A 22,598-nucleotide genomic window follows, 5' to 3' on the forward strand; every position below is an offset into this window, starting at 1 on the left:
TACGCACTATTATGACGCATAGATTAAAATATAATTTCATTTTAAATTTATATATTCGAAGAACATCAACTAGCTACTAGTGAAAGTAATCGCTCGCTTTGTAGTAGCATCCTTTTCCACTTTGCACTATCTTTGTGGCTTCTCTTTAATCACTAAATCATCAACAGATATGAATCTTGCATTGCTCAGTATGTTCATCCCTACTTTCTTTTTTGTCTCAATCACGCCTGGTATGTGCATGACTCTCGCCCTAACGTTAGGTATGAGTATCGGTTATCGTCGCACGTTATGGATGATGATAGGAGAGCTTCTCGGTGTTGCGCTGGTGTCAGTCTCTGCGGTGTTAGGTATCGCTGCGATTATGCTCAATTATCCTTGGATGTTTATCGCGTTAAAGTTCATTGGTGGCGGTTATTTACTCTATCTTGGAGTTGAAATGTGGCGATCGCGAGGGAAACTTGCGATTAATGTCGACAACTTAGAAACACCAAAGAGTGACAATATCGCACTTATCATGCAAGGCTTCGTTACCGCAATCGCAAACCCAAAAGGCTGGGCATTTATGATTTCTCTTTTACCGCCTTTTATAGACCAAAACGCAGCGCTTGCACCGCAACTGATCATACTTGTCTCCATTATTTTACTGTTTGAGTTCATTTGCATGTCTCTGTACGCTACTGGTGGTAAAGGATTGAAACACGTATTAGGTCAGTCTAAGAATGTACGTCTAATGAACCGTATCGCAGGCACTTTAATGATGGGAGTTGGTGTCTGGTTGCTACTAAGCTAAGGCAAACTGGAAACAATGAAAAATATTCTGAATAAAATCGCTAAAGTCATGGGTGAAGTATTGGACTTTCAAGCCCGAGTTTGGGTTGTGAACGTCTATACCGGTGAGCATAAAGGCGAGTCTTATGTCGTTAATGAAGATGCTTTCTCTGTACCTCTTCAGTGGATGAAGAAGAAAGGCTACCAAGAGTCAATGTTGAATAAAGTCGAAGCAATGAAGCGCTCACAAGTCTTAGAGTTCGATTTGGGACTTGTGAAACATCGCTTGATGCGTGTGAAATAAGCACAAAAAAGCGCCACTCAAGATGAGTGGCGCAAGCACTTTTACCTTAAAAATAATGCTACGGCGCAGCGTCGATCTCAACTGGAAGATAATGTTTCGGCTCCAGTTTCAACCACTCAGGCAGCACAGTACCAATAGAAATCGAAGACCATGTACCCGACAGAACGCCAATAAACATGGCGGTTGAGAAACCAGCCAAAGGCGCTCCTCCCATAATCCATAATGCACCAACAGTGATCAATGTCGTACCAGATGTCACCATAGTGCGTGAAAACGTCGCGATAACAGCTTGATCATTGATGTCTTCTGTTTTCCAACTCTGTTTCGCAATCAACAGCTCACGGATTCGGTCTGCAATGATGATCGAGTCATTCAATGAGTAACCTAAAATCGCCAGCACAGCAGCAAAAACGGTTAAGTTGAACTCCATTTGAGTAATTGCAAAGAAACCAAGCACTAAGATCACATCATGAGCCAAAGCAAACAGTGAACCGCTTGCCAAACGCCACTCAAAACGGAAACACAAGTAACCGAGAATACTCAACACACAAATCAACAATGCTAAGCCACCTTGTTCAAACAAGTCTTGGCCAACTTGAGCGCCAACTATACTGTTGCTGACAACATCAACTTGGTGAGAGATTGGCTTCAACACCTCTTCTACACTTGGCAACGTTTGTCCATCTTCCGGCGCAGAGTAACGAATCACCCAACGGCCATCTTCACCAGAGCGTGTCACTGACGCAGATTCACCAAGCTTTGGTTGCAGAACGTCAAGCAGATCATGGTTAGTTAGCTGCTTATCTACCTTTACTTCTGTCACCATACCGCCAGTGAAGTCCAAACCTAGGTTCAACCCTTTAAAGCCTAGAGCGACGATCGCGATCACCGTTAAAATGATGGAAACTAGCGTAGTAAAGTAGCGAATTTTACGAATATTTTGTTTTAGCATTTCGACCATGATTAAACCCTCACATCACGACGGGCATCGCGGCCCCAAATTAAATTGATCATTGCTCGAGAGGCAAATACGCCTGTAAACATACTGGTTAACAAACCTAATCCGAGTGTTAAGGCAAAGCCTTGGATTGGGCCATTACCGATGGCGTACAAAATCACGGCGGTGATCATGGTAGTAATGTTGGCATCAAGGATGGTCGAGAATGCGCTGTCAAAGCCAAGATCAATCGCTTGAGCGAAGCTGCGGCCTTCACGCATTTTGTCCTTAATACGTTCAAAGATAATAACGTTGGTGTCTACTGCCATACCGACGGTTAACACTAAACCGGCAATACCCGGAAGCGTTAGAACCGCTCCTGGTAACAAGGCGATTAAGCCAAGCAAACAAAGCATGTTGGCGCAAAGCGCCACGTTCGCTACCCAACCTAAGCGGCGGTACCAAAGTGCCATAAAGGTCAGTGTTAGTCCCATACCTAAAGCCAGTGCTGCAAAACCGTTTTCAATGTTTTCTGCACCCAGAGAAGCACCGATTGTTCGCTCTTCCACAATAGTAACCGGCGCGGTCAGTGACCCCGCGCGAAGCAATAGCGCCAACTGCTGCGCATCGTCCATGCTACCTGCCCCAGTAATACGGAACTGGCTACCAAGCTGAGATTGAATAGTCGCGACGCTGATAACGCGCTCACTACGCTCAGTTACACCGCGATCGTTTGTTTTGTATTCACGGTAAACGGTCGCCATTGGCTTGCCGATGTGAGTTGCTGAGAAGTCACTCATTTTCTTACCACCAGCGTGGTCAAGAGAAATATTGACTTCTGACATGCCCATTTTGTCGACACCAGCACGAGCGTTCACGATGTGCTCGCCCGTTAGAACTGGTCGTTTTGCCAAAATCACAGTACGACCATCATTATCTTGAAGAACAAGATCTTGGCTGCTGTGTGCTTGGCTCGCATCTTTCACTTCATAAAACGCCAAGCTTGCTGTTGCACCAATAACGTTTTTCGCTTGAGCAGGATCTTGTACACCAGGGAGTTCAATTCGAATACTCTCTTTACCTTGGCGTTGCACTAGTGCTTCTGTGATACCAAGTTCTTCAATACGACCACGCATGATCTTCAGGTTTTGTTGAAGAGTCGACGATTGAAATTCTTGGATATTTTGTTCACTCGGTTCAAGCACAAAGCCACGAGATGAACTTTTTGAAATCCAGCCCGGGTAATTTTGACGCAAGAACTTGTTCACTTCCGACAATGCTTGCTCGCTGTCACTGTTTACCGTAATTCGGTTGCCGCTTTCTGCTCGAACTTGCACACCACGAACACGTTGATCACGTAGGTTCGCTTTGATTTCATCAATCAATGCATCACGTTGTTCTTCAAACGCTTTATTCACATCAACATTCAACAAGAACTGAACGCCACCACGGAGGTCAAGACCGAGCTTAATTGGGCTAAAGCCCATCTCATTCAACCATTCTGGCGCAACCGATACGTATGAGAAAGTGATGCTGTCGTCTTTATTTAGCTCTTTGTTTAACAACACACGAGCTTTACTTTGCGCATCTTCACCATCGAATACAATGGTTGTTTTGCCGTCTTTTTCGATGATTTTGTCGGCTGAAATATGGTTGGTTTTTAGCAGTTGATTCAGATGAACAACCGACATTTCACTGTTGTTTTGCTCCGAAAACGTCAACTGGATAGAAGGCTGTTCGCCAAACCAAGTTGGTATAGCACTTAGGGTTAAAATAATGACCGTCGTGATTAATACTACATATTTCCAAGCTGAGTAGTGATTCATCAGCTTTCTGTTCTTTTGCTGCTTTGGTGTTTTTTTCATGTAAACATCATCCCTTCACGATGAAGTGAAGCTTTTAATAACAAGGCTTAACACACGACAGATGCTCCCAGAATAAATTCAGGGTATGAAATGCTCAGAACGCTCACGTCCTGTCGAATACAATCGTCGTGTTAAGAGTGCACAATGGTGCAAATAAATGGTGTTTAGGCAGAAAACTGACTATTGAGTGCGACGTACATGGCATTGGTCTCTTTCCAACCAGAGATGCGATGATCGCTTGTGAAATGATAAAATGTGGACTGGTTGTGACGCCAGTTAATGTCCATCAAGCTGTATGCGTAACCCGCATCAGCGTAAAACGGAGTAGTGAGATCGCCGACAAAATCTACGTGCTCGTCATCAAGCCCTTCCCGTAAGTAAGACGTCCAGCGCTGAGAGTTAAACAAAGCAACGGAATCGAGACTTGCATGGCCTTCAGATACTGGAGATTGAGAGCTTTCTTCTGAAACTTCAGAAAAATCGACGGAAGAGTTTGGCGATACACTTACGGCTACAAAAGGTTGTAGCTTAGAAAAGTGCGGTACGTGAGCCTTGTGGTCGATTTGCGCAGCAGATACATGCACTGGTAGCAATACCATTGCAAATAGCAGCAAAATCAACTTTCTAAGGTAAATCCAAGGCATAGGAACTCACTAAAAACACAAAGAGCCAAGTTAGGTCACTTGACTCGTTGATAGTATTCCTATTGATTATGGTTCACAACTAAAAAGTTATAAATCTCTGATTTCAGGTTTGCATCGTTATTGCATTTATCAAAACGTCTTTAGAAAACTAGTGTAATTGGTGGTGAGTTATCGATAAAAAATATCGCCCTTATCAACATCTAAGTAGATCTTGTTCTCTTGCTCCAAACCGCCACAATAGATGAAGTAAACGTTGCGCTTTTTGAACGTCACAGAACGAACCCAGCCTCCGAGCTCCTCAAAATCACTCGGATCACAGGTTTCATCGTCTAACAATTGCTGTGTTTTCTTACGGAAAATATCCAAGTGAACTTTTAAGTCATCCGACTTCTGTAGGTATTCATCCAATATCTCTAAGCGCTCTTGCTCTTTAATAACTGGCTCTGCATCCGATAACCCTTCAGCATTCAACCATTCGGCTTTTTCTTCTCCACCCTCTTCATAGACAAGATAGCCGGAGATTCGGTACCACCCATCTACTTTTTCTAACACCGATACTTTTTCTCCCTTATAGAGCGTATCGACAACTAAAGCATTAGGGTTAGGCTTGTTGTAAACATTGACACGACGCTCAATAACGTAGTACTCGGTAACTTCCGGGGGAACGGCTTCTAAATCCAGAATCGGTTTGGATGTTTCTTTTTGCAGTGACGATTGCTCGACTTGTGTAGCCTTTGGTGCTTCAGGTTCATCTTTCTGCATAAAGAAGAAATAGTATCCAGCCCCCGCTCCGCCGAGCAACAGCATGACAATCAATGCGACGAGAATTTTCTTCATGCCCTTTTCCTTTTCATTCTTTATTCTTATCCCACCAGCAGCACGCATGTCGTAGAAATTTGGGTATATACTCAAAAGAGCAGGTCAACTAACGCGAGCAATAATGATCAACAGACTCAATTGGATACTACTATTTCTTCTGTTCCCGATAACGGGGCACGCCAATATTCAATGTAACCCATCGTCGTGGAATGACAATCTTACCCAATTCAATCGTTTAGAGTCCAATTACAATCAGCATGTTGAGGTATTCAATACACTTTTGACCGAACATAAACAGCGTCAGTTATTGTCCGAAACCTTTTCACTGCATGAGCTCGTGCTACTTTGGCGTGCCAAGTCGAACCAAAATGTGTTCAAAGCGCAATTAAAAGCATCGATTCAATACAAAGAAGAGCTCACAACTAAAGCGAATCAGCTGCTTAAATTGAGCACACAATCCCAATGGTCAGCAAATGGGTGGGAGATACTGGCCCAGAAGTGCCGCGAGTCAAACAAAACAGCCAATCAAATAACTGCGGAATGGTATAACACCAACGCTTTGGAACTTGCTGAAGATTACAAGCGCCTCTCTTCACAATATCAAACTCTGTCACAAGTCTATGATAAAGAAGCTCGAGCGCTTCAATACGCTCAAGATGTTTCGAAGTAAAAACAGAGCCAGTTTTGAATAGACGATGTTGGTTTTTCACTCCAATATTGGACGTTATTCGTGCTTTTTATCTTTCCTTAGTCGTGAATGATATCAAATGTAAATAATGGGATTGTTCCCTTTGACAAACTTGACTAAACCATGACCAAGACAATCAATTTATAGAGACATACGTCACATTAATGCTTTACTTATGGACATTTTTTGGTTAGTTTAGCCATTAATAAAATTTAATAAAAAGTCACATTTGGCTGGAGATGATGCTACAAACATGGTTATCAATCGATTAAGTAACAGGGAATGTCCTAATGCTACCAAAGCCAAGTTTTTGTCAGTAGTTAGGCACGTAAAAGAGTTCGGTTCAATCAGTGATTTGGATCTTTGTAAAATCTTCGGAGAAACAATATGGAGTGATGGGAGGGAATACCATTCAGCCGCGTTCTCATTCAAGGTTGATAGATACACAGGTAACTGTGAAATCTCACAATACAAAAACCAATAAGGCTTAAGAATTTATAAAGCGGAGTCAGGAAACGGACCCCGCTTTTTTGATCATGGCAATCGTAAAGTCGTGCTCGGAGTACCCCTCAATCAATCGTGTATTCGGACACAGCAACCGACAATAGCGAAAGACACCTTCTTTATTGTGCGACGCTAACATTTTCATGCTGGGTAGTTTGGATTCATCCAACAAGTTAAACACACAACCTTTCTCTGTCGCTCGGTACATTTTATCAATCATTTCAATGGTATGATTTGGGTTGGTGGGTTGGTGGATTGATAGTTCAATGATCCGGAAGCAAAAACAAAGTCGCAACGAGGCAATACCAACGTTGAAAAGTCGCCACATATAAACTTACTTTGCGTACGAAAATCTCGTTTTCTGGCTTCAGAGATAAACTGTTTTTGCTGATCAATGCCAATATAGCTTTGAGGAAGCCCCCCCGTAAGTTCGATAAACGCTAACAAGTCTCCGTAGCCGCACCCAATATCTAAAATACTTGAACCGTCTAACGTTAACCCTCGGCACAACGCCTCAAAACGGCTGATCTGACTATACTTATCTGCCCATCCCAGAGTTCGGGCTCTGTCTTTACCAAACTGTCTATATCGCTTTCGATGATAGTGGGCAATCTTAAGTCTATCGAAAAATTTCATCTTTCTTATGCATAAATCGGCAAACTGCCATTTCCTTTCACTTGTCTAATCGCCAGGTGGGTATGAATATCTTTCACATTTTCTAATCGCTGTAACTTTCTAGTAAATGTTTCATAACCAGCGAGATCTTTACTGACCACCTCTAACAGGTAATCATAGGCCCCTGATACGACATGGCATGAGATCACTTCATCCATCTCAACAACGGCATGTTCAAACTCATCAATCGAAGAAGCTTGGTGGTTATTTAAACTCACTTCAACAAATACAGTCATCGCGATGCCTACAGTGTCTCTGGACACAATAGCTCGATAACCACTTATTACACCTTCCTGCTCCAAACGCTTAATGCGTCTTGCACAAGGTGATGCCGATAGCCCTACTTGGTCAGCAAGTTCTGCCGTTGTCAGAGTGGCATCCTTCTGCATTAGGTTGATAAGTTGCCTGTCAATTTTATCCATTTATTCTTCCGTGCCTTTAATCACCAACAATTAACACTTATACGCAATTTATCACCAACATCAAGCCTAATTACGTCAAACTTTGCCTCCCTTTGGCAAGAGTTTTATTCAACAATTAACACATCATTTACAAATGGACATGTCGATAATGATCTTGGGATACGCAGCTATATTAACGACCTTACTGCTTTGGTCTGGTTTCTTTATTTCTTTAAAAGGGGGCGCAATTTCTGCCTTGCAGCCAGCCGATATCGCGTTAGTTCGCTTTCTAATCCCAAGTATAATTTTATTACCATTTGTGATTAAGCATAAACAGTCGCTGCGCGTGGTGCCTAAACGCTACCTGGTTGGTGTTGTGGTTGGAAGCGGCCTTCCCTATCTTCTGGTCGTCGGAACGGCTATGCATTTCGCTCCCGTGGCGCACGGCAGTGCATTAGTACCTGGCACTTTGCCATTGTTTGTTTCTGCTATCGCGGTACTTTGTTATCAACAGTCGCTGAGTGCTCACCGCTTAATCGGGCTTTCTACGGTGTTGTTAGGGATTTTCGTATTCCTTCTTTCTAATAGCGGCGCAGAGTACAACTGGTCTCAGTTGCAAGGGCATATCCTGTTTCTAACTGGCAGCATCATGTGGGCTGCTTTCACCATCAGCGCTCGTGTCGCTAATCTTAATGCACACGTCTGTGCAGGATTCGTTGCAATCGCGTCTTTGGCTCTACTCATCATCGCCGTTGGTTTCGGGTGGGTAGACAGTTATTTGGTGGTAACACCGTTCAGCCAGTGGCCATGGGAGGAGTTATTTGGCCACGCGATGCTACAAGGTGTTGGCGCAGGTTTAATCGCTTCTTTCACTTTCATTTATGCAATTAGGATCATCGGTGCCGAAGCCAGCGCTGCTTTTGGTTCATTAACTCCAGTCGTCGCGACACTTCTTGCCGTTCCAATTTTTGGTGAACAACCAGATTCTCTCACTTGGTTAGCGCTGATGTTGGTCACATGCGGCAGTATTGTGGCAAGCCAAATCTTTATGAAAGGTGGAATGAGCCAAACTTATCGCCCACCACTTCACAGATAGCGATGATTTTACAAAAACTTATGCCTTACTATCTTGAATAACAAAATGGCGTTTTGATAGCCTCAGCTTAACTAAAAAATTAAAACGCCAATGTGATGCCAGCCACTCATACTAAAGATGAACTGCATAGGTTTCTCAAACCGGGAATGAAACTTTCTACTAATTTCGAATTTGGGCCTAAGGATCAATATACGTATTCCACCACCTATCTTGGGATGAAAGAAAATGCTTATTTGATTCTTGATATACCAATGCGTTTGCTTGAAGAGCAAGTGATGAGAAAACTCCCCAACGCCGATGTCATCGTGCGTGGTGTATCAGATACGGAGTTAGGCCATGTCATTGCGTTTAAGTCCAGCGTGCTGACGACGACCGTTCGACCATCCCCCCTTTTGTTTATCCGCATTCCAGGAACATTTGCAACCAAACCAGTTCGGGAACATGAGCGTTACAAGTTGCAAATGGACTGTAACGTTATTCATGCAGGGAATGTCTACGACGGCAGCCTTATCGATTTCTCTCTAGCAGGTGTTGGTATATCAACCTTGATTGAGCCCGAATTCAACGTGGGTGAGAGTGTTACCATCGAATGCCCGTTAAGCCACTATATCGGAGAAGAAAATCGATGTGTCATTGCCAACATTAAGAAATTGGTGAAGGGATGGGTAGTTGGAATTAAGTTTGCCAGTCCCATTGCGATGACTCACGAACTAAAAACAGAGTTACTGGAGCAATCCTTTCTAACCAGTAACGTCTGAACTTACTGCTCGCTAAAGCGCGTCGCCTCAAAGCTGTTGAGTATTCTGTGAACCGTATAGGTCACAAGCAGCGTCGCAACAATAGCAAACAAAATACTGCTCACGCGATACAGCGCACTGAACATTAAGTCACCATCCGGAGTAAGATATTGGCCGAACAAAATGCCTAATGTGGTTAAACCGCCAAATCCGGCTCCCGAACCGCTAGACTCTTTCACGTGCATATAACTGAACATCATCGCACCAATCCAAAGCAATGGGACGATAAACAATAAGGTATCCGACCAATCGTATAATACAAGTTGTCCGACAACACCAAAGGTCACCCCCATCAAGGTCCCCATTGCTCTTTTTCGCGCATACCCTAAAGCACCGTTCCAATGCATAGGAAACAATAAAAGTAAGGTTGTCGCCTGAGCAGACATAGAGTCACTGAGGTCAAATAGCTGGAATACAAGGAAAGACATTGTAGCGATACTCGCCCCCATAAGGGCTTCATGACGCATGCGATGACTCTGTTTAGGCTGCGACGGTTTCGCTGGTGGCTGACGAGGTTCCGCATCGGGAATCAAAAATGTCACCACATAAGCAACGATCACTGAAATAACATTCGCTTGCAGATTGCTAAAGATTAGGTCATTTAAGTCAGTGGTTGGATAACTCGCAAAGTGCAGCATGATGCTTAAGCTCAGTACGCTGTTCGCTCCAAATAAGAATAAGCTCCCTTTTGACATACAGGCGAATTTATACAGGAACAACCCGAATGCAATGATTGTCATCATGCCTGGGTGCCCACCAAATAACCCACCAAGCACACCAACTTCTAATCCACACACAACCGCTGAAAAAATCAGTTGTCGTGCGGCATGTAGACTCATGACTGGCACCATTCCAAGTAACAGCATCGGGGTTACAGTAAAGAATACGCCATAGTTCCAACCAAATACTTTACATAAAGTGAAACCAATGGTCGCACCAGTTGCAATGCGCAAACACTGACGGAAGTCGTTTTCCGACATGGGGTGGTCCCATAACTTCATATCGCCTCCTCGTTAATAAATATAATGAAGAAGACTCAAGAATTGGATCTGGCATCTCGCTAACCAGCCAGATAATGCGTTTTCTGGCAGCAACTGCACGGTTGCTCGTGCCCCTGCTGGAAATGCACGCTGCTGAGGCTCATCGATAGCTAAATGTAAACGTAAGCGCTGCGCGTCTCTCACCCAACGGTTTGAGTCAGTTGGTGTTGCTAAGCGGCCATCCGCATCGAATTGACCCGAGCTGACCCCGGCATCCACACTCGTAATACGAGCTTCAAATACATCACCAGGTAAGCTATCAAAAGCCACTAACGCACGGCTGTTCTGATTAAAGTGTCGTAAACTCTTTTCACGAAAGTCGGCAATGATATCCACGTCATCGGAGACTAAAGCGACAAGAGGTGTACCAGCTGCCGCATAGGCCCCCGTCTCCAGCTGCAAGTTAGCGACAACGCCATCATGTTCCGCCGAGACTTGAGTGTAAGACAGATTAAGTTCCGCTTGTTTTAGCTGGTTTTGCGCCACGCGGATATTCACATTCGTCGCGCCTAAATCACCGCGGTTTACTTCCAACTCTTTTAAACGAGCACGTGCGGCCAGTAAGTTCGCTTTAGCTGCCGTTGCACTACTCTGTGCTTCATCGCGCTGCTGTTGCGAAGTACCATTACGGTGAAACAGGGTATTAAGACGTTTTGCTTCGCGAACTTTTTGTTCCGCCACGATTTTGCTCGCTTCAACTTCTGCTTTTGCCGCAGCAATAGAAGCATCAAGTTGTTCGTTGTTTTGAATCACACGCTCAAGGTTAAGTTGAGCCTTTTCTACGGCGAGCTGATAAGGCTGGGGATCAATCTGAAATAGTAGATCGCCTTGGCTTATTTCTTGGTTGTTGGCAACATAAAGATGCGTAATCTGCCCACTCACACGGGGGGCCACTTTAGTTACCACACGCGTTGCCATTGCCTGAGGCGTCAACGGCATGGCGAGATCTGCAACTAGAAAATAGGCAAAGACAAGGACAAACGCGACGCAAGAATATTTGATCCAACGTGCGAATTTTTGATCTGGAGTCATAGGCGTTTACTTCTCTTTTAATTCGGTTTTCTGACTTATTCGCTAAGTGAATCAAGCGCATTGTGAGCAATCTGATCAAGAATCAATGAAAGCTGCTGAAGTTCCTGGTCGTTGATGTCCGTTAGGAGCTTGCTTCGAACTTGAAGAATTCGAGCCTCCATTTGCTTTAGTAGGGTTTTCCCCTCTTCTGTGAGGCTAACAATACGTGCTCGCTTATCGTGTTCACAGCAATGGCGAACGATCAGAGATTGCTCTTCTAATAATTTTAATGTTCGCATCAACGACGCTAACTCGATCTCAAGCGCTTCAGCCAAATGCTTCTGACTGATGTTGTCACCCATTCGATAAAGCTTCCATAACGCAGTCCAACGCGGATACGTTAGGTTTAAAGGCTCTAACTCGCGATCTGCAACCATTTTCCACAAACGAGCAACACGAGATAATTTTTCAGCCAGAGAAAGGTCTCGCAAACTGTTGATGTCTTGAATCATAAGATCTACTCAATTACTTAGCGTGCTAAGTAATATAAAATAGTTAGCACGCTAAGTAAATATCTTTTTGTGATTGAAATCACGTTGGGTGTGTCAGTGAAGGGGCAGAAATCTAAGTAACACAACACTATGTTTGAATTTGAAATGCAGCGATGTACACAACAAACGTCGAGACCAATAAAGTCTGATTTGTATAAGAGTAAAAGGGTCAGATACAAAAAAGCACAACCCACAGTCATGGTGTTGTGCTTTTCAGATAATGAATAATTGGGTTATCTCGTAGTGAGCCAATTATTCATGTTCGCTCGACTAAGAACCGCTGCTTAAAATCCACAAATGCTTCATGGAGCGCATTTTCTTTAATCGGCTTGAGAAGCACGTAATTCGCACCCGATTCCATAAAGGCGTCACTGGTTTCTTTCGCGGTGTCAGCAGTACACGCATAAATTGGCGTGCCTAGTTTTAGCTTTTGTCGGATCTCTTTGGTCGTTTCAATTCCACCAAGATGCGGAAGTTGGTTGTCCATCAGTATCAAATCGTAAGTATGATCTTTTAAGAATTCCATTGCTTCTAACCCATCTTTCGCCCAATCAACCTGCATTTTGTACTTGTTACAAAACGCTTTTAGAATGAATGCGTTAGTATGGTTATCCTCTACCAACAACACTTTGAGACTCTCTGCAAATAGTTCACCTGGCTTAACACGCAAACTCGAATCAAGAGGGGTGAGTACTCGCTCACGATCTTTCACTGGCATTGTAATGACAAAAGTCGTTCCTAAACCTTTCTGACTGCGGACTTGAACATCACCTTCCAGCATGTCGACAAGGCTCTTCACAATGGTCAGCCCTAAGCCACTGCCACCGTATTCTCGAGTCGTTGTTGCTTCTTCTTGAACAAAAGGTTCGAACATTTGGTCGAGTTTGTCAGACTCGATGCCGATACCTGTATCCGTAATTTCCACGACCAGCACGCTATTGTCAGCACCATAGAACTGCTCCAGTTCAGCATGCAAGCGCACGCTACCCGAGGGCGTAAACTTTACTGAGTTACTGACTAGGTTGAATAAAATTTGGTTCAGACGAACTTGGTCAGTAAAGATTTCAACATTGGGATCTATTTTGTTTTCAATGACAAGGTTGACGCCTTTACTTTCACAAATAGGACGATAAATGTTTTCTAACGTTCGAATTGTATCAGTGAAAGAAAACGGGTGCTTTTGGATATTAAACTTACCCTGCTCAATCTTCGAAAAGTCCAAAATATCATTCAAAACAGCAAGTAAGTGCTCACCACTATGTCGAAGTACGTCAATTTGGTTATTCTGCTCTTCTGTTTCCACAGAGTCTTTTAGCAATTGAGCAACCCCTAAAATTCCATTGATTGGCGTTCGGATCTCATGGCTCATTTTAGCCAGAAAGTCGGCACGGGCTTGAGCAGATTTCTCTGCTTCTTTGCGCGCCAAGTTACTCTGTTTTTCCGCCTCAATTAGCGTGGTTATATCCTGACCTTGAACAATAATACCGCTAATATCTCCATCAACTCGAATCGGCGATAAGTTCCAGCGATATACTTTGTCTCCAATTGGCACATTAACGCCTGTCAACGTAGCTCCCTGAGCCGCCATGCGAAGGTGTGGCATCAACTTTTCTTTGAAACCTTTGAACACTGGGTGCATGGTTTCAACATCGTTTTCCATGACTAACTCTTTGCGTGCTGCCGGATTGATTTGGACAAGCACACCCGATTCAGACCACACCATGATAGGAGATAACGCAAAGTTAAACAGGTCGCGGAAAGAGCGCTTTTGTGCTTCAAGCTCTTCAAAAGTGTTTTCTAGTGTCGAACCAATATGATCGAATTCCTCAATATCTGACCCCTCAAAACGCTCAAATCCTTTTTCTTCACGAGCCGAGCGAGTATATGCCATCAGGGATCCTAACTCTTCAACTACTCGATTCTCGATCCATTCTTTAGTCATCAGCGCAATCATAACCATACCGATAACTGAGGCTAGCATTGCTAGCAGGTGTTGGATTTGCAATGTCACCACGCTCTGATTGTCTTGCACAGTAAGCAAGCACAAGTCAGTCTCGGCGGCATTTACCTCAATAGGGGTTTTGATGATCAATAATTGGTCAAGCTTGTGCTGGGACTCTCGTCGTTTGAGTACGTCAAATATTTGATAAGCCTCATCTCCTACTAATGAGCTTGCCAATGGTGTGTTGTTAGCGACCAACACAACATTGTCGACGTTGCCTTCATTTTTTAACCTTTCCATCAACCCAAAGTTATTATCTAAAACAACAACATTGTAAGAGTACCCCATCACTTCACCGGTTTTAGGTTGTAAAACGGGTACACGACGAAGTAAAAGATGGCGAGTTCCCATCGGGGTCTGTGAGGGTAGATAATACCAGTTGTTGCTAAAGGTCACTTGACTGGCAAGTCGGCTAAGTATCAGGTTGTTGATGCCATAGAAATGCGCGTTGCCATCGTCCCAAATAATACCTTGATGATCGGTTAGGAAACGAAACTCCGGTGTATGGGAAGGATCACTCTGGTCAATACTCATGAAAAAGTAATTGAGTGCCTCTTCATCACGTTCTGTATAAAAATCCAATACAACATCACTTTTCGAATTGCTGTTGTGATGAATCTGAATCGCTGCAAAATGGCTATCAAAAATGTTCAGGATCAGGGCAGAGGTCTGCTGCTTGGTTCGGTCGACTTCCTGCCAAATAATCTGCTTCGAGAAGTAATAACTCTGAACAAAGATGCCTAGAATGATCGGAGCAAGTACGAGAATAATTATTTTGGTAATAAGCGTCGACAGTGAGCGACGCTTTCTTGTTTTTGATGTAGTTGTCATCAATTATCTGAGTATCTAAATGCACGTTTTCTTAATGCTTCAATTCTTTCTGGAGAGTCCGATTTGGTAACGACTTCAAAATCACCAGAGTAAACGGTGGGAACTGGCTTTCCTTCTAAATCCCACTTAATGGCCTCAGCCATTGCAATACCTGTATCATCGTTCATACGCATAACGGTAACGTCTAACTCCCCTTTAGAAAGCGCCTCTAACTCTGCTGAACCGCCGCCCCAACCATTGATCATGACATCATCACGACCTAACTCTTTAAGAGCGTCAACAGCACCTAATGCTACATCGGTAGAACACGCGTAAATGAAGTCAACGTCCGGATACTTCTCCAAACTGGCTTTTGCAGCTTCATACCCAGATTGCTTTGTTGCTTTGGTGTAGTAAGCAGATTGTAGTTCAAATTGATTATCGCGGTTCACTTGGTTGATAAAAGTGTTGCCTCTGATGTCACTAATGTAGCCCTCCGAGAAATAGAGAACACTATAGTGGCTATGTTTAGGGAAACGCTTGCCAAACTCAACGGCCAATTCACGACTTCCTTCTGCGTGGTCGAAACCAACATAAAGAAACGGCTGATGATGTTCCCAATCCCTAACAGGTGTGGTGATATTTTGTAAAATTAACTTGGTTTTCTTTGAATCTAAGACATGCTCAACAAACTTACGATGTCTTGTGGTATCTAGAGTAAAGATCAAGTAATCGGAGTTGCTTTTCAGCGCCTCCATTAAAGACAAACTTTGCTGCTTTATATCTGCATTAGGACGAGTAAACACTTGATTTAGTTGATAGTCGATATCAAGCTTATCTAGGCGTTTTTCAAACGCATCGATGTTTCGAATCCAATAATCAGAGATCTGCTGCCCTGGATAAACAACAGAAATTTTCAGTGGACGCTTTTTGTCTTTTGCTACGGGTACAGGGGTTTCTCTTACCACTTCAGCCAACGCACTAGTTAACTGCTTCTGTTGTGGAAACTGGTCTAAAAACTCTTGATATGCCCAATACCCATTAAGAACTTGGGTGGCCTGCACATTCGGCGCAAAAGCGGCCATTGAAATCAGGGAGAATACTAACGCTTTTTTCATCTACTGCTCTTTTAGCTTTTTTATGAGCCTAATTCAGCTCTATTCATTACCTAGCCGAGTCATCCTATACTCTTGTAATCTACCTTCCTCTTAGTGCCTGTTTCAATAGTAAATTGGTTCTTGGTCTGAGTGGATACAAATAAAGTACATTGAGTCGCTTCCTTTGTCTCGATAACGTAGAGACATTTCGCGCTTTTCATATTCAGGACCTTTAAACAGAACACCAGCCCATTATGCGTCAGTTTATTCCTACATGGTACTCCAAAAACAAAAAGAAACCGCCAATGTGACATAGGCGGTTTCCGTGTATCGTTGCGTAGCAAGGGCTTATCAGAGTGCCACTATCTCTAACATCATTTGTTGATGTTCGTCGACGACAATATTTGCTTTTGACATAACGAGCAGCTCTTTTTTCGCTTTAGTTAGTTGCTTAATATAGTACTCTGCTCGCATGGCAAGCGTCTTTGAGTCAAAATCCGATGACCATTCCAATACCAAAGGGCCTTTTCCCTTCAAAGCTTTCGCTCCTTTTCCGGTTTGGTGCTGATTGAATCTTCGTTCAACATCATTGGTAACACCACAATACAACGCGTTGCGGTTATTTCGTATCAGGTAGACACTCCAACGCTGCGTTGTATTTTCCATCATGAAAGCAGTGACTCAACCTTAGCTTTTAATTCATCCAGCTCTTCTTTCAGCTGAGCGACTTCGAGCTCTAGCTGACTTACTCGATCGGAGCTCGAGCTTGCAGCAGACACAGGCGCTGCAAGTTCGGACGCATCAACATCACCACAGAACAAATGCATATAACGCGACTCCCGCTTACCAGCCTCACGTGGTAATTTGACCACTAATGGTCCTTTCTCTTCACTTGCTAAATGCTCAAGGACCATTTCCACTTCTTTTACATCATGAAATGTCGCGAGACGATTAGTACGAGTACGAATTTCCCCAGGTGTTTGAGCACCGCGCAAAAGCATACAGCATACAATGCCCTTCTCCTGCTCTGTCAGCTTTAAATCACCAAATTCCGTATTACAGAAACGGTGTTGATACTTGCTGACGCGGCTGTTGAACGCACTTTCATCACTGACGAGCCTGCGCTCAATAAGAGCATCAACGGCATCGAGTACGTCTGACTCTGAGAGTGACATCACGGGATCACGGTTGCTTTTTTGATTACACGCGTTGGTTAATGCGTTTAGGCTGAGGGGGTAAAGATCTGGGGTAGTGACTTCTTTTTCGATCAAGCAACCAATAACTCGTGCTTCAATTGCCGTTAGCTCAACTTTCATAATGCATTTCCTTATTATTTTTGCATTTGACTTTGTACCTAAATCGCTTCGAAATCATACGCCATAAATTCACACAGCAGTGCAAGAAGCGTTAGCGGTTCAGGTGTTGGTGTCAGGCTAAAGCATAGCGTAAGACCTGACACCCCTTACGAATAGGGTCAGGTATCAATGCTCCGAGAGAATCGGCACTCTCGTCAAATTGCCATCTTGGTCGACCATCATTATTTTTGAACGATTAAGCTCAACTTCGATGATTTCGAGTTGCTCGCGTGCGTTGATATACGCCGTTTTTAACTTTTCAGCCACAGAGCGAGTGACTTGCTCATTATCTTGACTATTTACTTGCTCCGCAGTGTTACCAGAGTCCATATCAAGTTCATCATTTTGCATTCAATGGTGTTGATAATATAGTGAAGGCCACGTTATGACAATGAATCGATGGATTCTACGATGTTGGCCAAAACTCGAAGAAAGCAGCACGATTATATGGACACAGCGCAATTGGTTGAGAAATGTTCAACTCTGCATTGCTATTGATCTAAAGACTGTTATGCCACTGGATGTTGTGCTTTAATCGAGGAAGATATTCATAAAATTAGGAAAGAGAACTATGAGTAGCGTATTTGAAATCGTTAACCAAGCTCGTCGTAAAAACAAACTAAAACGTGAGCTTCTTGATAACGAGAAGAAAGTTCGTGATAACCGTAAACGTGTTGATCTTCTAGAAAACCTTCTAGACTACATCAAACCAGAAATGACTCACGATGAAATCGTCGCAATCATCAAAAATATGAAAGCAGACTATGAAGATCGTGTTGATGACCACATCATTAAAAGCGCTGAGATCTCTAAAGCACGTCGTGACATCAGCCGTCGCATTCGTGAGCTGACTGAAGAAGACAAGCAAACTAGCGGCAAAAAATAAACGCGTAAGCTAGATTTTCGAACCCCGAGCAAGAATATCTTCCTCGGGGTTTATTTTTGTCTCTAAACTAACCGCCGTGTACAATCAATCTAACTCTTATTCCTAACGCATTCAGCTTTCTATGTCTTCAACTACGACAAGTACACAACCAACGCTTGCAAAACAATTATTTACGATGACCTGGCCAATGCTATTTGGCGTTCTGTCTTTAATGAGCTTTCAGCTTGTGGATAGTGCGTTTATCGGTCAGCTCGGCGTTTTACCGTTAGCCGCTCAAGGTTTCACTCTGCCTTTGCAAATGGTCATTATCGGTATTCAAGTCGGTCTAGGGATCGCAACGACAGCGGTCATTTCTAAAGCTCTTGGGGCGAATGAAAGTCGGTATGCCAAACAACTTGGCGGATTGGTATTGATGATCGGCTCAATTGGTGTCGCTATTTTTGGCGGGCTAATTTGGCTTTTGCGCTACCCCATTTTAGCTCTATTAAGCGCTCCAGAATCTGTTATGCCGATAATCGACAGTTACTGGCCTTGGTGGTTATTAAGCTCATGGACTGGTGCAGTTTTGTATTTTTACTACAGTATCTGCCGAGCTAATGGCAATACAATGTTACCTGGCACAATGATGATGATAACCAGCGGCGTGAACCTTGTGCTCGATCCGCTATTTATTTTCACGTTTGACTTGGGTATTAACGGAGCGGCAATAGCAACCATCGTCGCTTTTGGGTTTGGTATTTTAGTCGTCGCTCCTCGCGTGAAAAAGAATCACTGGGCAACGACACAATGGCAAGATCTTAACGTAGCCAAAAGTGTTGCATCTATCGGTAACATTATGGGCCCTGCGATGATTAGCCAACTGCTGCCACCGTTGTCTTCCATGCTAGCAACAAAATTATTGGCAAGCTTTGGAACCGCAGCAGTCGCCGCTTGGGCGCTTGGTTCACGCTATGAGTTCTTTGCTATCGTTTCGGTCTTGGCGCTGACAATGTCTATGCCTCCAATGGTTGGACGCTTACTTGGGGCAAAGAACTATGAAGATATCCAAAGGCTCGTCAGTATTGCCGTAAAATTCATTCTAGGTTTCCAACTTTTGATTGCTGCCATTACATTTGCCGTCGCAAACCCACTCGCATTATTGATGACAAGTGATGTGCAAGTGGAGCAAGTCTTGGAAATGCATTTACTGATAGTGCCGATCAGTTTGGGGTCATTAGGGGTTTGTATGCTAATGGTTTCTCTTTGTAATGCATTAGGCAAATCTTACACCGCGCTCACTATTTCAGCGCTGCGCTTGTTTGTCTTTTTCCTACCGTGCTTGTGGGTTGGCGCTCAAATGGATGGAATCCGAGGTTTACTCTTAGGCGCTTGTATCGGCAACCTGTTAGCTGGTGTTTCCGCATACCTAACCTATCGCCAAACCATACGCAAACTCGCAGGCGCTCAAGCCAACGCACAACAATGAATAATCAGAACTAAGCCCCTGAAGTGGGGCTTTATCGTTTTGACGCCTTGTCTAAGTTGAAATGTTAGCTAGGCGAGTTTTAATTCACTAAAGAGCTCAAATAACTGGTTCGATTTATACGGCTTAGGTAAATAAGCATCCATGCCTGCCGTAAAACAGTTGTGGATGTCTTCTTCCAAAACACTCGCAGTGAGTGCGATAATCATTGTTTTTTCACGTCCTGCTTTCTTTTCCCAACGACGAATTTCTTTCGTCGCGGTCAGTCCATCCATCACGGGCATCATGCAGTCCATTAAAATTGCATCGAATTCTTCTCCCTTTGTGATGGCTTCTAACGCTTCTTGACCGTTGCTTGTTATCAAATAGTCATAACCTGCTTTATCCAGAAAAAAACTCGCTATTTTCTGGTTCATCAAATTATCCTCCGCAATTAAGATCCTCCGATGAGAGCGCGACGCTCGATATTCAGAGCTGACAACATTATTGGTGACATTGTCACTTGATATAGTCTTTTCAACCTTAGCTAAATCATCAATGACATGCTTAAATCGATTGCCAAGGAAAGGTAATGTGAGTACGGCATGTACTTTTTCTGCATTTTCGTAGGGAGTGGATAAATGATGCTGGCAAATAATCACACGGCGAAGATCGTAATTAAATGATAGATTATCCAAGATTTCATCGGTATTAGCGTCGTTACTGTGGCACAGAAATATGACATCAAAGTCATCATTTATCGCTTGCACTTCATTCACATTATTAACACCAAAGAGATTGATTTTCGCTAAGCGACACTCTTTTAATACTTGGTCAGCGTAGTCGTAATTTGAGCAGATCAAAAGCCCTTTATTAATCACCTCCGAACGCCAGCCAAACACCGGAATTGCTTCAACCTCAATCGAGAATTCAAAGCATGTGCCCACTCCTTTTGTAGATGTTGCTACGAGCTTGCCCCCCATCATCGACACAAGCTGACAACAAATTGCCAAACCCAACCCTGTACCGCCAAATTGCCTCGACACTCCTTCATCTTCCTGAGTAAAGGGTTCAAAAATCGTGGTTAACTTATCTTGATCAATGCCTATTCCGGTATCTTCTACTTTAAACGTCAGCACTCCACGTTCTTTCTCAAGTAATTCCTCATAACTAACATCAACGCATACATGCCCACTTTCGGTAAACTTAACCGCATTCGATACCAGATTCGTAACTACCTGTTTGACACGATGATCATCGACCATCACGCGAATGGGGATATTTTCAGCTAAATTAATACCTAACTTTAGCTGTTTAGATGTTGCTTTGGATTGGAATAAAATCACCGACTGATACACGACTTCTCGGATATCCGCTTCTACTAGTGACAGCTCCAATCGTCCAGACTCGATTTTAGAGAGATCCAATATATCGTTAAGTAAAGTAAGCAGTGTTTGAGATGAGGAGTCAATGTCATCAACAACTTCTTGTTGATGCGAAGACAACTCACTTTGAGAGAGTATTTCTGTCATGCCCATGATCCCGTTAAGGGGCGTGCGTATTTCATGTGACATGTTGGCAAGAAACACAGATTTTGCACGATTAGCCGATACTGCTGACTCTTTTGCATGCAGTATTTCTTCAGTTTGTCTCTGCATTTCTTCAACCACTCGATTCACTTGCTGAGCAAAAATGGTCAGTTCATCACTTCCATCAACTTTGACTTTTGTTTGCTTCTCTTCGGAGTTGATCAACGCGTTTAAAGTATGAATGATCGCATCGAGTTTGCTGTTAACTCGGAACCAAGTACTAAATCCGAGCCAACAAAGCAGGATAACCACTAAGGCGACGCCAAAACTGATCATCGCTATATTGGCCTTTTGTTCATGAACCTGCGTGAGAAGCGACTGCTCAGTTTGTTTGGTGAACCCATCAATGAGCACTTGTAAGCGCTGCACACGAAAATCGAGTTCTTTTAAATACGCGGCGTAGTCACTTTGTGACATGTCTCCTGACATTAATTGTCCGCGAGACGCTAAGTTTCTCTGATATCTCGGCGAAGTAAACAAGCCAAGCAATTTATCCACTTGCTCGTATGACCCACCTAAGTTTAAAAACGCATCCAAATTTTGCTGCTGTCGGTCAATCGCCTGATAAAACATACTTTGACTTAGCCGACTCTCAGGGTCTTGGACTAAACGGTTCGTCAGCCAAGCTTCTTTCTGTGTCCAAAAAGAGAGCTGAGCAAGGTAGGCAATAAAATTTTGCATGCGAATGCCATCGTCACTGCCATACCATTGATGATTTTGCAACAAAGAGCGCGACATATTTTGGAGCTGTTGAAATGCCCAATCACCCAGGTCGTCCATCTCACTCAATCTACCTGACAATACCCCCAGCATGGCTTCTTTCAGTTCATCAGCATACTCAGCAGTATTAGGGTTACTCACAAACTTTTGATGCAAAGAAGAAATAACTTCACCTTGTTCTTCAATATTAATGGCTGCAGAGACTTGAAGATCAGGCTGTCGGCGTACTTTCTCTATGGAGTAAATAAAGTGGGAGGCCTTGGATATCAATTGGAAACCTTGAATATTGCTAACCGTTTGATTGAGACGGCTCACGCGCAACGCATTATCAGAAAACTGCTGAACTGCAAACACCACTATTACCACAGCGGGTAATAGTGCGAGGAGTGCTAAGCGTGTTTTTATTGATAATCTCAACATCCATCAGCCTAATGGTTGATTTCATCCGTTTATTTAATATTAGACTAGTTTCTTGCATTGAAAGGCATATACGACATTGTTACTTTCAAACAACATTCACCTACCTAGATTATGGTTATTGTGAGTGTTTTATCATCGGCTAATGAAGTGGCAATTGTGATTCAAGTCATATTTTTTG

General features: G+C 43.4%; 22 protein-coding genes and 1 pseudogene. 8 read left to right on the top strand and 15 right to left on the bottom strand.

The window, feature by feature from the left end; translation table 11 throughout:
• Positions 1-169 precede the first annotated feature (169 nt).
• Together R7Z10_RS04455 and R7Z10_RS04460 are read left to right on the top strand one after the other, a co-directional pair.
• Positions 170-790 (top strand): LysE family translocator, encoded by a 621-nt coding sequence (locus R7Z10_RS04455; protein ID WP_021035942.1) that lies wholly within the window; start codon positions 170-172, stop codon positions 788-790.
• 15 nt (positions 791-805) lie between these two features.
• Positions 806-1,072 carry a hypothetical protein gene (locus tag R7Z10_RS04460; RefSeq protein ID WP_005389279.1) on the top strand — a complete coding sequence of 89 codons (267 nt, stop codon included), beginning with the start codon at positions 806-808 and terminating at the stop codon, positions 1,070-1,072.
• Positions 1,073-1,130: 58 nt separating this feature from the next.
• Here R7Z10_RS04460 and secF read toward each other — a convergent pair whose 3' ends face one another.
• The 4 genes from secF to R7Z10_RS04480 form a co-directional block, all read right to left on the bottom strand.
• Positions 1,131-2,033, bottom strand: coding sequence for a protein translocase subunit SecF (gene secF / locus R7Z10_RS04465; protein WP_005373567.1), 903 nt, complete (start codon positions 2,031-2,033; stop codon positions 1,131-1,133).
• Between the two features lie 2 nt (positions 2,034-2,035).
• Positions 2,036-3,874: a protein translocase subunit SecD gene (secD, locus tag R7Z10_RS04470; RefSeq protein WP_017635185.1), complete on the bottom strand. Its 1,839-nt coding sequence runs from the start codon at positions 3,872-3,874 to the stop codon at positions 2,036-2,038.
• A gap of 164 nt (positions 3,875-4,038) precedes the next feature.
• Entirely contained in the window at positions 4,039-4,518 is a 480-nt protein-coding gene (locus R7Z10_RS04475) for a hypothetical protein (protein ID WP_005373572.1), read from the bottom strand.
• Between the two features lie 168 nt (positions 4,519-4,686).
• Positions 4,687-5,355, bottom strand: coding sequence for an SH3 domain-containing protein (locus R7Z10_RS04480; protein ID WP_005385650.1), 669 nt, complete (start codon positions 5,353-5,355; stop codon positions 4,687-4,689).
• 103 nt (positions 5,356-5,458) lie between these two features.
• Between R7Z10_RS04480 and R7Z10_RS04485 the strand changes: the two genes are divergently transcribed.
• On the top strand, positions 5,459-6,007 hold the full coding sequence (locus R7Z10_RS04485; protein ID WP_017635183.1) for a hypothetical protein: 549 nt from the start codon (positions 5,459-5,461) through the stop codon (positions 6,005-6,007).
• 271 nt (positions 6,008-6,278) lie between these two features.
• Positions 6,279-6,509 carry a hypothetical protein gene (locus R7Z10_RS04490; RefSeq protein WP_080276950.1) on the top strand — a complete coding sequence of 77 codons (231 nt, stop codon included), beginning with the start codon at positions 6,279-6,281 and terminating at the stop codon, positions 6,507-6,509.
• 24 nt (positions 6,510-6,533) lie between these two features.
• Here R7Z10_RS04490 and R7Z10_RS04495 read toward each other — a convergent pair.
• Positions 6,534-7,165 (bottom strand): annotated as a pseudogene (locus R7Z10_RS04495) (class I SAM-dependent methyltransferase).
• Positions 7,166-7,170: 5 nt separating this feature from the next.
• Positions 7,171-7,626, bottom strand: a complete 456-nt coding sequence (locus tag R7Z10_RS04500) for an Lrp/AsnC family transcriptional regulator (protein WP_005373581.1) — start codon at positions 7,624-7,626, stop codon at positions 7,171-7,173.
• Positions 7,627-7,774: 148 nt separating this feature from the next.
• On the opposite strand from R7Z10_RS04500, the gene R7Z10_RS04505 reads away from it, so the two are divergent.
• On the top strand, positions 7,775-8,701 hold the full coding sequence (locus tag R7Z10_RS04505) for a DMT family transporter (protein ID WP_017635181.1): 927 nt from the start codon (positions 7,775-7,777) through the stop codon (positions 8,699-8,701).
• 95 nt (positions 8,702-8,796) lie between these two features.
• A complete protein-coding gene (locus R7Z10_RS04510) occupies positions 8,797-9,459 on the top strand; it encodes a flagellar brake protein (protein WP_064369362.1) in 663 nt (220 codons plus the stop codon).
• Positions 9,460-9,461: 2 nt separating this feature from the next.
• Here R7Z10_RS04510 and R7Z10_RS04515 read toward each other — a convergent pair whose 3' ends face one another.
• From R7Z10_RS04515 to R7Z10_RS04550, 8 genes are all read right to left on the bottom strand, one after another.
• Positions 9,462-10,499 carry a DUF2955 domain-containing protein gene (locus tag R7Z10_RS04515; protein WP_065275183.1) on the bottom strand — a complete coding sequence of 346 codons (1,038 nt, stop codon included), beginning with the start codon at positions 10,497-10,499 and terminating at the stop codon, positions 9,462-9,464.
• 12 nt (positions 10,500-10,511) lie between these two features.
• Positions 10,512-11,570, bottom strand: a complete 1,059-nt coding sequence (locus tag R7Z10_RS04520) for an HlyD family secretion protein (protein ID WP_213899201.1) — start codon at positions 11,568-11,570, stop codon at positions 10,512-10,514.
• A 35-nt stretch (positions 11,571-11,605) separates the two neighbouring features.
• Positions 11,606-12,061, bottom strand: a complete 456-nt coding sequence (slyA, locus tag R7Z10_RS04525; protein ID WP_017635177.1) for a transcriptional regulator SlyA — start codon at positions 12,059-12,061, stop codon at positions 11,606-11,608.
• A 295-nt stretch (positions 12,062-12,356) separates the two neighbouring features.
• Positions 12,357-14,933, bottom strand: coding sequence for a quorum-sensing autoinducer 2 sensor kinase/phosphatase LuxQ (luxQ, locus tag R7Z10_RS04530; protein WP_017635176.1), 2,577 nt, complete (start codon positions 14,931-14,933; stop codon positions 12,357-12,359).
• Positions 14,933-16,030: an autoinducer 2-binding periplasmic protein LuxP gene (locus R7Z10_RS04535; RefSeq protein ID WP_005385634.1), complete on the bottom strand. Its 1,098-nt coding sequence runs from the start codon at positions 16,028-16,030 to the stop codon at positions 14,933-14,935. Before R7Z10_RS04535 ends, luxQ begins: the two co-directional genes overlap by 1 nt.
• Before the next feature lie 330 nt (positions 16,031-16,360).
• Positions 16,361-16,678: a GIY-YIG nuclease family protein gene (locus R7Z10_RS04540; RefSeq protein ID WP_005373593.1), complete on the bottom strand. Its 318-nt coding sequence runs from the start codon at positions 16,676-16,678 to the stop codon at positions 16,361-16,363.
• Positions 16,675-17,325 (bottom strand): YceH family protein, encoded by a 651-nt coding sequence (locus R7Z10_RS04545; protein WP_138940087.1) that lies wholly within the window; start codon positions 17,323-17,325, stop codon positions 16,675-16,677. The genes R7Z10_RS04540 and R7Z10_RS04545 overlap by 4 nt, the downstream gene beginning before the upstream one ends.
• A gap of 165 nt (positions 17,326-17,490) precedes the next feature.
• Positions 17,491-17,715 carry a hypothetical protein gene (locus tag R7Z10_RS04550; protein WP_005385630.1) on the bottom strand — a complete coding sequence of 75 codons (225 nt, stop codon included), beginning with the start codon at positions 17,713-17,715 and terminating at the stop codon, positions 17,491-17,493.
• A 220-nt stretch (positions 17,716-17,935) separates the two neighbouring features.
• Between R7Z10_RS04550 and R7Z10_RS04555 the strand changes: the two genes are divergently transcribed.
• Both R7Z10_RS04555 and R7Z10_RS04560 read left to right on the top strand, forming a co-directional pair.
• Positions 17,936-18,250 carry a DUF496 family protein gene (locus R7Z10_RS04555; RefSeq protein ID WP_005373603.1) on the top strand — a complete coding sequence of 105 codons (315 nt, stop codon included), beginning with the start codon at positions 17,936-17,938 and terminating at the stop codon, positions 18,248-18,250.
• Between the two features lie 121 nt (positions 18,251-18,371).
• Positions 18,372-19,715, top strand: a complete 1,344-nt coding sequence (locus R7Z10_RS04560) for an MATE family efflux transporter (protein ID WP_025767935.1) — start codon at positions 18,372-18,374, stop codon at positions 19,713-19,715.
• A gap of 68 nt (positions 19,716-19,783) precedes the next feature.
• On the opposite strand, the gene R7Z10_RS04565 is transcribed toward R7Z10_RS04560, so the two are convergent.
• Positions 19,784-22,420 (bottom strand): ATP-binding protein, encoded by a 2,637-nt coding sequence (locus R7Z10_RS04565; RefSeq protein ID WP_318104097.1) that lies wholly within the window; start codon positions 22,418-22,420, stop codon positions 19,784-19,786.
• Between the last annotated feature and the right edge of the window lie 178 nt (positions 22,421-22,598).

Origin of the sequence: Vibrio sp. Vb1018 (assembly GCF_033338775.1) — a bacterium.
GTDB classification, from domain to species: Bacteria; Pseudomonadota; Gammaproteobacteria; order Enterobacterales; family Vibrionaceae; genus Vibrio; species Vibrio alginolyticus.